This is a genomic window from Glutamicibacter sp. PAEs-4 (genome assembly GCF_051161755.1).
In the GTDB taxonomy this organism is placed as follows: Bacteria; Actinomycetota; Actinomycetes; order Actinomycetales; family Micrococcaceae; genus Glutamicibacter; species Glutamicibacter nicotianae.
On sequence record NZ_CP195017.1, the window covers coordinates 71,293 to 83,311 of the forward strand.

The 12,019-nt window shown below is 66.2% G+C and carries 13 protein-coding genes; 12 read left to right on the forward strand and 1 reads right to left on the reverse strand.

What is annotated here, in order from left to right; all coding sequences use genetic code 11:
- Positions 1–52 precede the first annotated feature (52 nt).
- Entirely contained in the window at positions 53–532 is a 480-nt protein-coding gene (locus tag ACR9WD_RS00375) for an inorganic diphosphatase (RefSeq protein WP_038992659.1), read from the reverse strand.
- A 97-nt stretch (positions 533–629) separates the two neighbouring features.
- On the opposite strand from ACR9WD_RS00375, the gene dacB reads away from it, so the two are divergent.
- The 12 genes from dacB (at position 630) to ACR9WD_RS00435 (ending at position 12,016) form a co-directional block, all read left to right on the forward strand.
- Entirely contained in the window at positions 630–1,994 is a 1,365-nt protein-coding gene (gene dacB, locus ACR9WD_RS00380; protein ID WP_073707222.1) for a D-alanyl-D-alanine carboxypeptidase/D-alanyl-D-alanine endopeptidase, read from the forward strand.
- Positions 1,995–2,011: 17 nt separating this feature from the next.
- Complete coding sequence (locus ACR9WD_RS00385) at positions 2,012–2,938, forward strand: zinc-dependent metalloprotease (RefSeq protein WP_434922478.1); 927 nt, start codon at positions 2,012–2,014, stop codon at positions 2,936–2,938.
- Entirely contained in the window at positions 2,935–3,861 is a 927-nt protein-coding gene (tilS, locus tag ACR9WD_RS00390; protein ID WP_434922479.1) for a tRNA lysidine(34) synthetase TilS, read from the forward strand. The genes ACR9WD_RS00385 and tilS overlap by 4 nt, the downstream gene beginning before the upstream one ends.
- Positions 3,862–3,925: 64 nt before the next feature.
- Positions 3,926–4,477: a hypoxanthine phosphoribosyltransferase gene (gene hpt / locus ACR9WD_RS00395; RefSeq protein WP_038992657.1), complete on the forward strand. Its 552-nt coding sequence runs from the start codon at positions 3,926–3,928 to the stop codon at positions 4,475–4,477.
- 107 nt (positions 4,478–4,584) lie between these two features.
- A complete protein-coding gene (ftsH, locus tag ACR9WD_RS00400; protein WP_038992651.1) occupies positions 4,585–6,510 on the forward strand; it encodes an ATP-dependent zinc metalloprotease FtsH in 1,926 nt (641 codons plus the stop codon).
- A 9-nt stretch (positions 6,511–6,519) separates the two neighbouring features.
- Positions 6,520–7,098, forward strand: a complete 579-nt coding sequence (gene folE, locus ACR9WD_RS00405) for a GTP cyclohydrolase I FolE (RefSeq protein ID WP_073707224.1) — start codon at positions 6,520–6,522, stop codon at positions 7,096–7,098.
- A gap of 7 nt (positions 7,099–7,105) precedes the next feature.
- Positions 7,106–8,008 carry a dihydropteroate synthase gene (folP, locus tag ACR9WD_RS00410; protein WP_168201911.1) on the forward strand — a complete coding sequence of 301 codons (903 nt, stop codon included), beginning with the start codon at positions 7,106–7,108 and terminating at the stop codon, positions 8,006–8,008.
- Positions 7,995–8,828 (forward strand): 2-amino-4-hydroxy-6-hydroxymethyldihydropteridine diphosphokinase, encoded by an 834-nt coding sequence (folK, locus tag ACR9WD_RS00415; RefSeq protein WP_434922480.1) that lies wholly within the window; start codon positions 7,995–7,997, stop codon positions 8,826–8,828. Before folP ends, folK begins: the two co-directional genes overlap by 14 nt.
- On the forward strand, positions 8,825–9,286 hold the full coding sequence (locus ACR9WD_RS00420) for a DUF3180 domain-containing protein (RefSeq protein WP_052253925.1): 462 nt from the start codon (positions 8,825–8,827) through the stop codon (positions 9,284–9,286). The genes folK and ACR9WD_RS00420 overlap by 4 nt, the downstream gene beginning before the upstream one ends.
- Positions 9,255–9,752 (forward strand): PH domain-containing protein, encoded by a 498-nt coding sequence (locus ACR9WD_RS00425; RefSeq protein WP_434922481.1) that lies wholly within the window; start codon positions 9,255–9,257, stop codon positions 9,750–9,752. Before ACR9WD_RS00420 ends, ACR9WD_RS00425 begins: the two co-directional genes overlap by 32 nt.
- Positions 9,749–11,140 (forward strand): PH domain-containing protein, encoded by a 1,392-nt coding sequence (locus tag ACR9WD_RS00430; RefSeq protein WP_434922482.1) that lies wholly within the window; start codon positions 9,749–9,751, stop codon positions 11,138–11,140. The genes ACR9WD_RS00425 and ACR9WD_RS00430 overlap by 4 nt, the downstream gene beginning before the upstream one ends.
- Before the next feature lie 9 nt (positions 11,141–11,149).
- Entirely contained in the window at positions 11,150–12,016 is an 867-nt protein-coding gene (locus ACR9WD_RS00435) for a Rossmann-like and DUF2520 domain-containing protein (RefSeq protein WP_434922483.1), read from the forward strand.
- The last annotated feature ends 3 nt before the right edge of the window (positions 12,017–12,019 follow it).

Consider the following 12,019-nt stretch of genomic DNA (forward strand, 5'->3'; position numbering starts at 1 on the left):
TGGCGGCGACCCCCGCATGGGGATCGCCGCCAATTCAGCTCAGGTCCAGCGACTATGCCTTGAAGCGCTCGATGGAGCGAGCCAGCTCGGCCTCGGCAGCCTCGCGGCCTTCCCAGCCCTCGGCCTTGACCCACTTGCCTGGCTCCAGGTCCTTGTAGCGGGTGAAGAAGTGCTCGATCTCCTTGATCAGCCATTCGTCGATGTCTTCAAGTTCCTTGATGTGGTCAAAGCGCTTGTCGGCAGGAACGCACAGCAGCTTGGCATCGCCACCGCCATCGTCGGTCATGTTGAAGACGCCAATCGGGCGGGCTTCCACGACAACGCCTGGGATCAGGTCGACACCCGGGAGGTAGACCATGGCATCCAATGGATCGCCATCTTCACCCAAGGTATCGTCGAAGTAGCCGTAGTGGGTTGGGTACTGCATCGAGGTGAACAGCACGCGATCCAGGCGCAGGCGGTGGGTCTCGTGGTCGATCTCGTACTTGACGCGCGATCCGGTAGGGATCTCGATGGTCACGTCGTGGCTCATGAAAAGCACACTCCTAAACTAGTCTTAGGGATATCCGCTAATAAGGGTATCGCCCCATTGCGCCTGATGGATAAAACTGCGAGAGGAATGTAACCATATGAACACTGCCGCCCGACGCGCCATAACGCTGGGGGTGGCGATTGTTGCCGTGGTTGCAGTCGTCGTCGCGATGCTCCTGGCCCCGCGATTCTTCACCGGGGAGCCCGAAGCTTCCTACACCCCGGCTAGCGCGCAGCTGGCCGCGCCATCCCCAGTCGCCGTGCGGGATCTGGACCCCGAAGCCGTGCAGCCGGACCCCGGGATCCTCGCCGCGAAGCTGGACGCCATCCTTGCCGACAAGCCCGACCGGACCTCCTTCAGCGCCCAAGTGGTGGACGTCGCCACGGGCAACGTCCTGTATGACAAGAATGCCGCCGCAAACGGCACCCCGGCCTCCAGCCTGAAGGTCGCCACCGCCATCGCCGCCCTCGACGCCCTGGGCGGAGGCACCCAGCTGTCCACCAGCGTGCTGCTCGATGGCGGAACGCTGATCCTGCGCGGCGGGGGCGATGTGCTGCTGGGCGACGGGGAATCCGACCCGGCGCACCCCAAGGGCTATGCAGGACTGGCGACCTTGGCCAAGCAGACCGCCGATGAGCTTGAAAAACGCGGGATCAGCGAGGTCGAGCTGTGGCTGGACGACTCGCTGTTCGGCGACGCGCACAGCAACCCGGACTGGGACAAGTCGTTGTTCACCTCGAACAATATTGGCGAGGTCTACCCGATAGCGCACTACGCCGGGCGTGCCGGGCAGAGCACCAGCACCGCCTACCAGTCCGACGCCGCCCAGCAGGTCCGCAAGGTCTTCGCCCGGGCCCTGGGCGAGCGCATCACGGTGACCGAGGGCGGCCGCGGACCCTATGCCGGCGGCGAGCAGATCACCGAGGTGAAATCCGCGCCGCTGCGTGATGTCGTCAAGCACATGCTGCTGGTCTCGGATAACTACATCGCCGAAACCATGGGACGGCTGGTCGCGCTCAAGCGCCAGATGCCCGCCGAGCAGGCGGGAGCCGCCGTCGCCGCGGTAGCCGCCGAGCACGGGGCGAGTGGCCTTTCGCTGGTGGACGCCAGCGGCCTGGCCGCCAAGAACCAGATTTCGCCCGCCGCGCTGACCGCAGTGCTGCGCTCGGCGGCCACCAGCGGCAAGCCGGAATTGCGCGAGCTCGTCTATTCGCTGCCGGTCTCCGGCTACAACGGCACCCTGATGCACCGCCTGGACGGTGCCGCGACACTTGGCCTGGTCCGTGCCAAGACCGGCTCGCTGACCGGCGTGGCCACGCTGACCGGCATGACCATGACCGAGGACGGGCGCCTGCTCGCCTTCTCGATCTACGCAAACCAGCCCAACGGAGCACTCGCACCCCACAAGCCAACCATTGACTCTGCAGTCACCGCCATCCGCGGTTGTGGCTGCCGGAGCTGAAAGCTCAGGAGCAGTAAATGAACCAGTTCGTCGATTGGAAGCTGGCGGCCAAGGCCGCGAAAACCCTGATGCCCGCCGGGCCGAAGATCCAGGCCCAGGATGCCGCCCGAATCGTCGAGGAACTGCGCATCGCCGCCGGCGAAGGCCTGGTGGAGGCCGAGAAGGTCTCCAGGCTGGCCTCGACTGCGCCAGCGCAGACCCTGGTGGTGGACCGCTCAGGCTGGGCCAAGGCCGTCAGCCAGAACTTCGCGGCCATGCTCCCGTCAATGCGCCAGGATGTCCCCGGCGCGGTACCGCTGATCGCCGGCGCCGAACTCGGCGCAGTGCTCTCGGTGCTCGGCACCCGGGTGCTGGGCCAATTCGATCCGTTCGTCGGACCCCGGCTGCTGCTCAATGCCCCGACCATCACCCAGATCCGCGGCGAACTGAACGTCAACGCCCGCGACTTCTACCTGTGGATCGCCACCCATGAGCAGACCCACCGCCTGCAATTCGAGCATGCCCCCTGGATCCCCGAGGTCATGAAGCAGACGCTGGCCGAGGCCTTCGAGCCGCTGGCCGGCACTACCAATTCCATGGGCGCACTCGGCGAACGCCTGAAATCCATGAAGTCCGAGGTTTCCGAGCTGACCAGCATCATGTCGGTGCTGGAGGGCCACGCCATGGTGGTGATGAACGGTGTCACCTCGATCCGCAGCATCAAGACCATCCGCCGCCGCTTCGAAGCCCGCGGCGAGAACCGCTCGGCCGTGGCGATCCTGCTGGGCAAGCTGCTGGGCCTGGATGCCAAGGCGCTGCAGTACAAGCGCGGGGCGAAATTCGTGCGTCATATCGTCGATGAGATCGGCTATGAAGGCTTCAACGAGATCTTCACCGCCCGCGAGCTGTTCCCCAGCTCCGAGGAACTCGACCACCCCGAACGCTGGCTGGCCCGCACCCGATGAGCCGCGCCCTGCACCTCGCCCGCGGCGCGATCCAGGCCAGCTGCGCGCCGGGGCTGAACCTGATCGGGGTCTCCGGCGGCGCCGACTCGCTGGCCCTGGCCATTGCCGCGGCGACGCTGCCTGGTTCCTTCGGTGCGGTGGTCATCGACCACGGCCTGCAGGCCGGCAGCGCCGAGGTGGCCGAGCACGCCGCCGCGCAGTGCCGCGAGCTGGGGCTGGATCCGGTGCAGGTGATCCGGGTCGAAACCTCGAAAGATGAGGATTCGGCGCGCAAGGCCAGATACCGGGCCTTCGAAGCGGCGATCATCCAGCACAATGCGCAGACGCTGATGCTCGCGCATACCCGCGACGACCAGGCCGAGCAGGTGCTGCTCGGATTGCTGCGCGGATCGGGTACCCGTTCGCTGGCAGGCATCCCGGCCCGCCGCGGACCCTACCGGCGTCCCCTGCTGGACCTGTCCAGGGAGCAGACCGAGCAGATCTGCCGGGTGGCGGGCCTGGACTTCTGGGAAGATCCGAGCAACACGGACACCGGCTACCGGCGCAATCTCATCCGCCACCGGATCCTGCCCTTGCTGCGCGCGGAACTTGGCGAGCATGTCCCCGTTGCCCTGGCGCGCACCGCCAGCCTGGCTGCCGCCGACGCCCAGGCACTGGATTCCTGGGCGCAGGCGGCCAAGGCCGAGCATGGGTTGCGGATCGCGGAACTGGCCAAGCTGCCGGTGGCCGTCAGCTCGCGAGTATTACGCCTGGCCGCCATGGAAGCCGGCGCTAGGAATGTGGGCTATGAGCGAACGGCGGCGCTTTGCGCGCTGGCCGGATTCGGCGTCCCCAAGTCCAAATCGGCTGGTCCGGTGCAGCTCGATGGCGCGATCAGCGCCTTCCGCCGGCAATCGGTGATAGTTTTCACCACAACCGGCTAAACAACAATCCGCCAAATGTGGCACTCTAGGTAAGTACCACACCTCTAGAATCAGGAGAATTCTCGTGGATTCCAATGCAGTCAAAGCCGATCTTGCGCACGTTCTGTACACCAAGGAAGAAATCCAGGCCCGCGTGGAGGAACTCGCCGCGCAGATCGACAAGGACTACGAGGGCCGCGACATCCTCGTGGTAGGTGTGCTCAAGGGCGCCGTGATGATCATGGCCGACCTGGTCCGCGCGCTGAACTCCCACCTGACCATGGACTGGATGGCAGTGTCCTCCTACGGTTCGGGTACCCAGTCCTCCGGTGTGGTGCGCATCCTCAAGGACCTGGACTCCGACTTGATGGGCAAGCATGTGCTGATCGTCGAGGACATCATCGACTCCGGCCTGACCTTGTCCTGGCTGAAGTCCAACCTGGAATCCCGCGGCCCGGCATCGGTGGAAATCTGCACTCTGCTGCGCAAGCCCGAGGCCGCCAAGGTGGAAATCGACGTCAAGTACGTCGGCATGGACATCCCGAACGAATTCGTCGTGGGCTACGGCCTGGACTACGCGGAAAAGTACCGCAACCTGGATTGCGTGGGCACCTTGGCCCCGCACATTTATCAGTAGGGAACTTTTCGCGCCATTGGGGCGTTGAGAAGTATCGAAGGTGGCGTGACCCGGACGCCAGAGCAGTGCGTGAGGGGGATGCGCCAGGCGCGGGGCCTGGCGGATCAATGAAAACGAAGAAGCTTTTTAACAGCTGGATCATTTGGGTTTTGGTCGGCGTCGTGGCAGTGGTGCTGTTCCTGCCGATGGTCTTTGGCAATAATTCTGCCAAGGTGGATACCTCCGTCGGCTTGCACCAGCTGACCAGCGGCAATGTCACCGAAGCGAAGATGTTCGATGGCGACCAGCGTGTCGACCTGAAGCTGCGCGACGCCCTGAAGGTGGACGGCGTGGACAAGGGCACCACGGTGAGCTTCTACTACTCCACCGCCCGCGCCGAACAGGTCGTCGATGAGATCAACAAGGCCAATCTGGGCAAGTTCACCGACCAGCCGGTGGAAAGCAACTGGCTGCTGTCGATGCTCGGGATCATCATCCCGTTCCTGCTGATCGCCGGCATTTTCTGGTTCATCCTCGCCCGCTCGCAGGGCGGCGGCTCCAAGGTCATGCAGTTCGGCAAGTCCAAGGCGAAGCTGATCACCAAGGACATGCCGCAGGTGACCTTCAAGGACGTCGCCGGCGCCGACGAAGCAGTGGAAGAACTTCACGAAATCAAGGAATTCCTGCAGGAGCCAGCCAAGTTCCAGGCCCTGGGCGCGAAGATCCCCAAGGGCGTGCTGCTCTACGGCCCTCCGGGCACCGGCAAGACCCTGCTGGCCAAGGCGGTGGCCGGCGAAGCCCAGGTCCCGTTCTACTCGATCTCCGGCTCCGACTTCGTCGAGATGTTCGTCGGCGTGGGCGCCTCGCGCGTGCGCGACCTGTTCGAACAGGCCAAGAACAACTCCCCGGCGATCATCTTCGTCGACGAAATCGACGCGGTGGGCCGCCACCGCGGCGCCGGCATCGGCGGCGGCAACGACGAGCGCGAGCAGACCCTGAACCAGCTGCTCGTCGAGATGGACGGCTTCGATGCCACCACCAACGTCATCCTGATCGCCGCGACCAACCGTCCCGACGTGCTGGACCCGGCGCTGCTGCGCCCGGGCCGCTTCGACCGGCAGATCCCGGTGGAGGCACCGGACTTGAAGGGCCGCGAGCAGATCCTGTCGGTGCATGCCAAGGGCAAGCCGATGGACGCCACCGTGGATCTGAACGCCGTCGCGAAGAAGACCCCGGGCTACACCGGCGCCGATTTGGCCAACGTGCTCAACGAGGCCGCGCTGCTCACCGCACGCTCCAACGCGAACCTGATCGACGACCGCGCGCTGGATGAGGCCATCGACCGCGTCATGGCCGGCCCGCAGAAGCGCACCCGGCTGATGGACGAGCACGAGCGCAAGGTCACCGCCTACCACGAGGGCGGGCACGCGCTGGTCGCCGCCGCGATGAACCAGACCGCACCGGTCACCAAGATCACCATCCTGCCGCGCGGCCGCGCGCTGGGCTACACCATGGTGGTTCCGGAATCCGACAAGTACTCGGTCACCCGCAACGAGCTGCTGGACCAGATGGCCTACGCCATGGGCGGGCGCGTCGCCGAGGAGATCGTCTTCCACGACCCGTCCACCGGAGCATCGAACGACATCGAGAAGGCCACCGCCACCGCGCGCAAGATGGTCACCGAATACGGCATGAGCGAGAAGGTCGGCGCGGTGCGCCTGGCCGGCTCGGCAGCCGAGCAGGGCATGGGCAACGCCGCCCGCGAATTCTCCGACGAAATGGCCCACCTCGTGGACCAGGAGGTACGCGAGCTGATCGAGCAGGCGCACAACGACGCCTACCAGGCGCTGACCGCCAACCGCCATGTGCTCGACCGCCTGGCCCTGGCCCTGCTGGAGCGCGAGACCCTGAACCAGGCGGAGATCGCGGAGATCTTCGCCGACCTGGTCAAGCGCGAGAAGCGCGAAGTCTGGCTGAGCAACGAGGCCCGTCCGGTGCACAGCGAGGGCCCGATATTAAGCCCCAAGGAGCGCGCAGCTTCCTCGACCGACTAGGATCGAAGCGTGAGTGAACTGAAAGAGATTGACCAGCCGCGGATCGCGGCAGCCGTGCGCGAGATCCTGGAGGCCATCGGCGAGGACCCCGACCGCGACGGCCTGGTCGACACCCCGAAGCGGGTGGCCAAGGCCTACGCGGAGTTCTTCGCCGGCCTGCACCAGCAACCGGCAGACCACCTGTCCACCACCTTCGACATCGAGCACGATGAGATGGTGCTGGTCAAGGACATCCCGTTCTACTCGACCTGCGAGCACCACCTGGTGCCCTTCTACGGTTCGGCGCATATCGGCTACATCCCGGGCAAGGGCGGCAAGGTCACCGGCCTGTCCAAGCTGGCCCGCCTGGTCGAGGTGTACGCCCGCCGCCCGCAGGTCCAGGAACGCCTGACCACCCAGATCGTCGATGCGCTGGTGGAGCACCTGAGCCCGGCCGGCGCGATTGTCGTTGTCGAATGCGAGCACATGTGCATGTCCATGCGCGGGGTGCAGAAGCCCGGAGCGAAGACCGTGACCAGTGCGGTGCGCGGCCAGCTGCGCGAGACTGCCACCCGTGCCGAAGCCATGAGCCTGATCCTCGGAAAGTAGGAACCCCATGTCGCTTGGAGCGATCCCGGGCACCGGCCCGAACACCAGCCCCTTGCCCATCATCCGCAAGTCCAAGAAGAAGACGATGGCCGACCTGCCCACCGGCCGCACCCTGGTCATGGGCATCCTGAACGTCACCGAGGACTCCTTCTCGGACGGCGGGAAGTACCTGTCCACCGATGCCGCGATCGACCAGGGCCTGAAGCTGCTCTACTCCGGCGCGGACATCATCGACGTGGGCGGCGAATCCACCCGCCCCGGCGCCAAGGACGTGGATCCAGCCCTCGAGCAGGAGCGCATCATCCCGGTCATCGAAGCCCTGGTGAAGGCCGGCGCGGTGATCTCCGTGGACACCATGCATGTCTCCACCGCCCGCGCGGCCATCGAAGCCGGCGCGCACATCATCAACGACGTCTCGGGCCTGACCTACGAGCAGGGCATGCCCGAGCTGATCGCTGAAACCGGCGTCCCCTACGTGCTGATGCACCGCCGCGGCACCGCGCAGAACATGGTCGCCGAGGCCAACTACCAGGACGTGGTCGCAGAGGTCATCGGCGAGCTGCGCGGCCTGCGCGACGAGTTCGTCGCCAAGGGCGTGGCCCCGGAACAGATCATCATCGACCCGGGACTGGGCTTCGCCAAGGATGCCGGGCACAACTGGGCGCTGCTGGCCAATGTCCCTGCCATCGAAGAGCTGGGCCATCGGGTGCTGATCGGCACCAGCCGCAAGCGCTTCCTGGGCGAGCTGCTGGCCGAGGGCTCCAAGAGCCGGGCGCCGCTGGAACGCGATGCGGCGACTGCCGCCACCACCGTGCTGGGCGCCCGCGACAAGGTCTGGGCGGTGCGCGTGCACGATGTCGCCGGCAGCCGCGACGCCATCGAAGTCGTGCAGGCCTATGGATCGCATTAGCATCTACGGAATTTCGGCCACCGGCTACCATGGCGTGTTCGAGCATGAGAAGCGCGACGGCCAGGAATTCATCATCGACGTGGTGCTGCACGTGGACATCACGCGGGCGGCAGCCAGCGACAATGTGCTGGACACCGTGCACTACGGCGAAGTCAGCGAGCTGGTGGTCGAGCAGATCAAGGCCGGCCCGTGGGACTTGATCGAGAAGCTGGGCAGCGAAATCGCCGAGGCGATCCTCGCCGCCTACCCGTCCGTGGCCACCATCGACGTAGTGGTGCACAAGCCGCAGGCACCGATCCCGGTGCCGTTCAGCGATGTCACGATCTCGCTGACCCGGCACCAGAAGCAGCACACAGCGATCATCGCGCTGGGCGCCAACCTCGGCGACCCGCAGGCCACGCTGGCCGCCGCGGTGCAGGAACTCGGTGCGGAAACCGAGCTGCTCAAGGTCTCCCCGCTGGCCATCACCAAGCCGGTGGGCGGCCCGCCGGACCAGCCGGACTACACCAACCAGGTAGTCCAGCTGCGCACCCGGCTCTCGCCGCATGAGCTGCTGGATTTGTGCCAGTCCATCGAAGCCAAGCACCACCGCACCCGCGAGGTGCGCTGGGAAGCGCGCACCCTGGATTTGGACTTGATCGCCTACGACCAGCTGCGCCTGGATGACGAGCGGCTGACCCTGCCGCATCCGCGCGCCGCGATCCGCGGCTTCGTGCTGGCCCCGTGGAGCTGGATGGATCCGGACGCGGTGCTGGAGGGGCAACTGGTCTCCCGCCTGGCCGCCGAAGCCGCCGACACGAAAGACATCATCCGGCTATGACAAAGCTGAAGCTGCGCTGGCTGTTCGCGTGCGCCGGGTTCGGAGCCGCGGCCGGCTGGATTGCGCTGCGCCTGCTCACCTCGGCAGGCCGGTACGCGCCGGTGCTCGACTACTCGGCGCTGTACTCGCTGGGCGCAGTCTGCGCGGTGGTGCTGTTCCTGGGGATCCGGGTGAAGCGCTCCACCCAGGGCAAGGCCGACTTCGAGCCGATCGCCGCGGCCCGCACTCTGGTGCTGGCGCAGGCCTCGGCCTATGCCGGCGCGGTCATCGCCGGCTGGCATGTTCCAGCCATCATCATGCTCTGGGCGGCCACCGGCATGACCCCCACCCTGACCCGCGGCCTGGTACTGGCCGGTGCCGGGCTCCTCATGGTGGTCATTGGGTATATTGTTCAGCAACTGTGCAAACTTCCACCGGAGGATACCGATGGCAATAGCGACTCCGTGGTCACCGAGTAGCTTCACCCCAGCCCACCGGGACTATGCCAAGGTCAAGCTCACCACCTGGGCGATCACCTGGGGCGTGATCCTGCTGGCCTCTCTGGTTCCTGCCGTGCTGGCGGCAACCGGAGCCGGCATTGCGCTGTGGCTGGTCCTCGCCCCGATCCTGCTGGTGCTGCTGCTGGCGCTGCTGGCCTTGCGCATCATCCGCCGCCAGGTCGCCGCACTGGGCTACCTCGAACGCGAGGAAGACTTCATCGTCCGCTCCGGGGTGATGTGGCGCAAGCAGGTAGTCATTCCCTACGGCCGGATGCAGTACGTCGAGGTCAACAGCGGACCGCTGGAGCGCCGCTACGGCCTGTGCCAGCTGACGCTGAACACCGCAGGCACCGGCGCCACCGCGCACGTCTACGGGCTGCCCGAGCGCGAAGGCCAGGAATTGCGCGAACGGCTCGTGGCCGCCGGCGAAGAGCAGATGCTATGAGCCAGTTCGTGGAACCGGCCGCCGGTGACAGCGCCGAGCCATGGCAGCGGGTGCACCCGGCCAGCCCCTTCGTCCACGGCTGGCTGGCCATCATCGGCCTGGTCTACATCTACTGGCAGAACACCGACGAACTGTCCTGGGCTGAACGCTTTTCCGGCGACAGGCTGATCTGGACCGTCGCGGGCGCCGGCATCGCCCTGCTCGTGGTGCTCATCTTCTACTTCCTTTCCTGGTACTTCACCCGCTACAAGCTCACCAGCACGCACGTGTACGTGAATTCAGGGATGCTCTTCCGCAGCCAGAAGCAGGCGCGCATCGACAAGGTGCAGGGCATCGACATCGCTCAGCCGCTGGTTGCCCGGCTGCTGGGACTTGCCGAGCTGCGCTTCGACGTGGCCGATTCCTCCGAGTCGGTGCTGCGCCTTTCCTTCCTGCGCAAGGCCGACGCCCACGCGTTGCGCCAGGTCATCCTCCAGCGGGCCCGCGGCGGACGACCCGCGCATGCCCCAGAAGCCGAACAGGCTGCGGCAGATGCGCCCACGCCGGCCGATCCGCAGCCTGCCATGCAAGCATCGCCGCTGATGGCCAAGGTGCCCATCGGTCGGCTGATCGCCTCGCTGTTCCTGCAGCTGCCGGTGATCATCGGCCTGCTTGCCTGCCTGTCGATGCTGGTGCTGTGGATTTCCGGGGTCGAGGGAATCATCGCCGGCCTGGTGCCCGCGGTGCTGGCCTTCGGCAGCTGGTTCTACAAGCAGCTGAACCAGGGCTGGAACTTCACCGCCAGTGCCTCGGACACCGGCATGCGGATCAGCTACGGTCTGGCCGACACCCGCCAGCACTCCATTCCCTCCGGCCGGGTCCAGGCCATTTCGGTGACGGCCCCCTTCTTCTGGCGGATGCTGGGCTGGTACAAGGTGGAGGTCAACGTGCTGGGCACCAAGAGCGATGACGCCGACAACCTGCAGGTGCTCCCGGTGGGCGACTTCGAGTCGGTCGCCCGCATCATGGGGATCCTGCTGCCGGACCTTGGCGTCGAGAACCAGCGCGAGGTGCTGGCCACGGCGGTGAGCACCGGATCCGAGCACGGTTTCATCGGCTCCCCGGAACGCGCCAAGCCGCTATCGCCCGGGGCATGGAAGCACCAGGGGTTCCTGGCCACCGGAACCACGGTGATTTCCCGGTACGGCTGGCTGGCGCGCCAAGCCAGTTTCGTGCCGCATAACCGGGTGCAGGGCATGAGCTGGATACAGGGGCCGTGGGAGCGAGGCCGTAGACTGGCCGGTGTCCGCTTGCACAGTGCTGGCGGAAGCATCACCGGATACGTGCATCAGATTGATGCGGACACCGCGGCAGAATTTATCCGGGCGCAGACCCGGCGCCTGGTTTGAAAGGTAGAAGTGGACGCACCACGCTTGGGAATCGGCATCATCTCGGCCGGCAAGGTAGGCACCGTGCTCGGTGCGGCGCTGTCGGCCAGCGGGCACCGGATCACCGGCATCCATGCAGTCTCGGAGGCCTCACGCGATCGCGCCGACGCCTTGCTGCCCGGCGTGGAATTGCTGGACCCGGCAGAAATCCTGCGCCGCAGCGAGCTGGTGCTCTTTGCGGTGCCCGATGATGTGCTCGGCGAACTCGTGGCCGGGCTGGCCGCGGGCGGGCATTTCTCCGTGGGGCAGCTGGTCGCCCACACCGCCGGGCGCTACGGCACCTCGATCCTGCAGCCGGCCATGGACGCCGGCGCCTTCGGCCTGGCAATCCACCCGGCAATGACCTTCACCGGGATGAGCATGGATCTGCAGCGGCTGACCGACTGCGTCTTCGCGGTCACCGCCGACGAGGCCATCCTGCCGGTCGCCCAGGCGCTGGTGGTGGAGATGCGCGGAGAGCCCGTGGTGATCGCCGAGCAGGACCGGGTCAGCTACCACGCGGCCCTGGCCCATGCGGCAAACCACCTGAACACCATCACGGCGCAATCGGCCGATATCCTGCGCCGCATCGGCGTGGAAGAGCCATCCAATACCCTGCGAGCCCTGATGTACGCGAGCCTGGATAACGCGCTGCGTTCCGGAGCCGGCGCCCTGACCGGCCCGGTGGCCCGCGGCGATCGCGGGACCGTGACCGCGCACCTGCAGGCCTTGGCCGACGACCCGGCAGAAACGAATAATTCCTACCGGAGCCTCTCGCGGGCGACGGCACTGCGCGCGGCCGATCGCGGCCTGATCTCCCAGAGCACGCTGGAAGAGCTCCTGCGAGTTCTAGAATAGATA

Coding starts and splice junctions, on each gene's coding strand:
- ACR9WD_RS00375 (WP_038992659.1), bottom strand. CDS start 532: ATGAGCCACGACGTGACCATCGAGATCCCTACCGGATCGCGCGTCAAG.
- dacB (WP_073707222.1), top strand. CDS start 630: ATGAACACTGCCGCCCGACGCGCCATAACGCTGGGGGTGGCGATTGTT.
- ACR9WD_RS00385 (WP_434922478.1), top strand. CDS start 2,012: ATGAACCAGTTCGTCGATTGGAAGCTGGCGGCCAAGGCCGCGAAAACC.
- tilS (WP_434922479.1), top strand. CDS start 2,935: ATGAGCCGCGCCCTGCACCTCGCCCGCGGCGCGATCCAGGCCAGCTGC.
- ftsH (WP_038992651.1), top strand. CDS start 4,585: ATGAAAACGAAGAAGCTTTTTAACAGCTGGATCATTTGGGTTTTGGTC.
- folP (WP_168201911.1), top strand. CDS start 7,106: ATGTCGCTTGGAGCGATCCCGGGCACCGGCCCGAACACCAGCCCCTTG.
- folK (WP_434922480.1), top strand. CDS start 7,995: ATGGATCGCATTAGCATCTACGGAATTTCGGCCACCGGCTACCATGGC.
- ACR9WD_RS00420 (WP_052253925.1), top strand. CDS start 8,825: ATGACAAAGCTGAAGCTGCGCTGGCTGTTCGCGTGCGCCGGGTTCGGA.
- ACR9WD_RS00425 (WP_434922481.1), top strand. CDS start 9,255: ATGGCAATAGCGACTCCGTGGTCACCGAGTAGCTTCACCCCAGCCCAC.
- ACR9WD_RS00430 (WP_434922482.1), top strand. CDS start 9,749: ATGAGCCAGTTCGTGGAACCGGCCGCCGGTGACAGCGCCGAGCCATGG.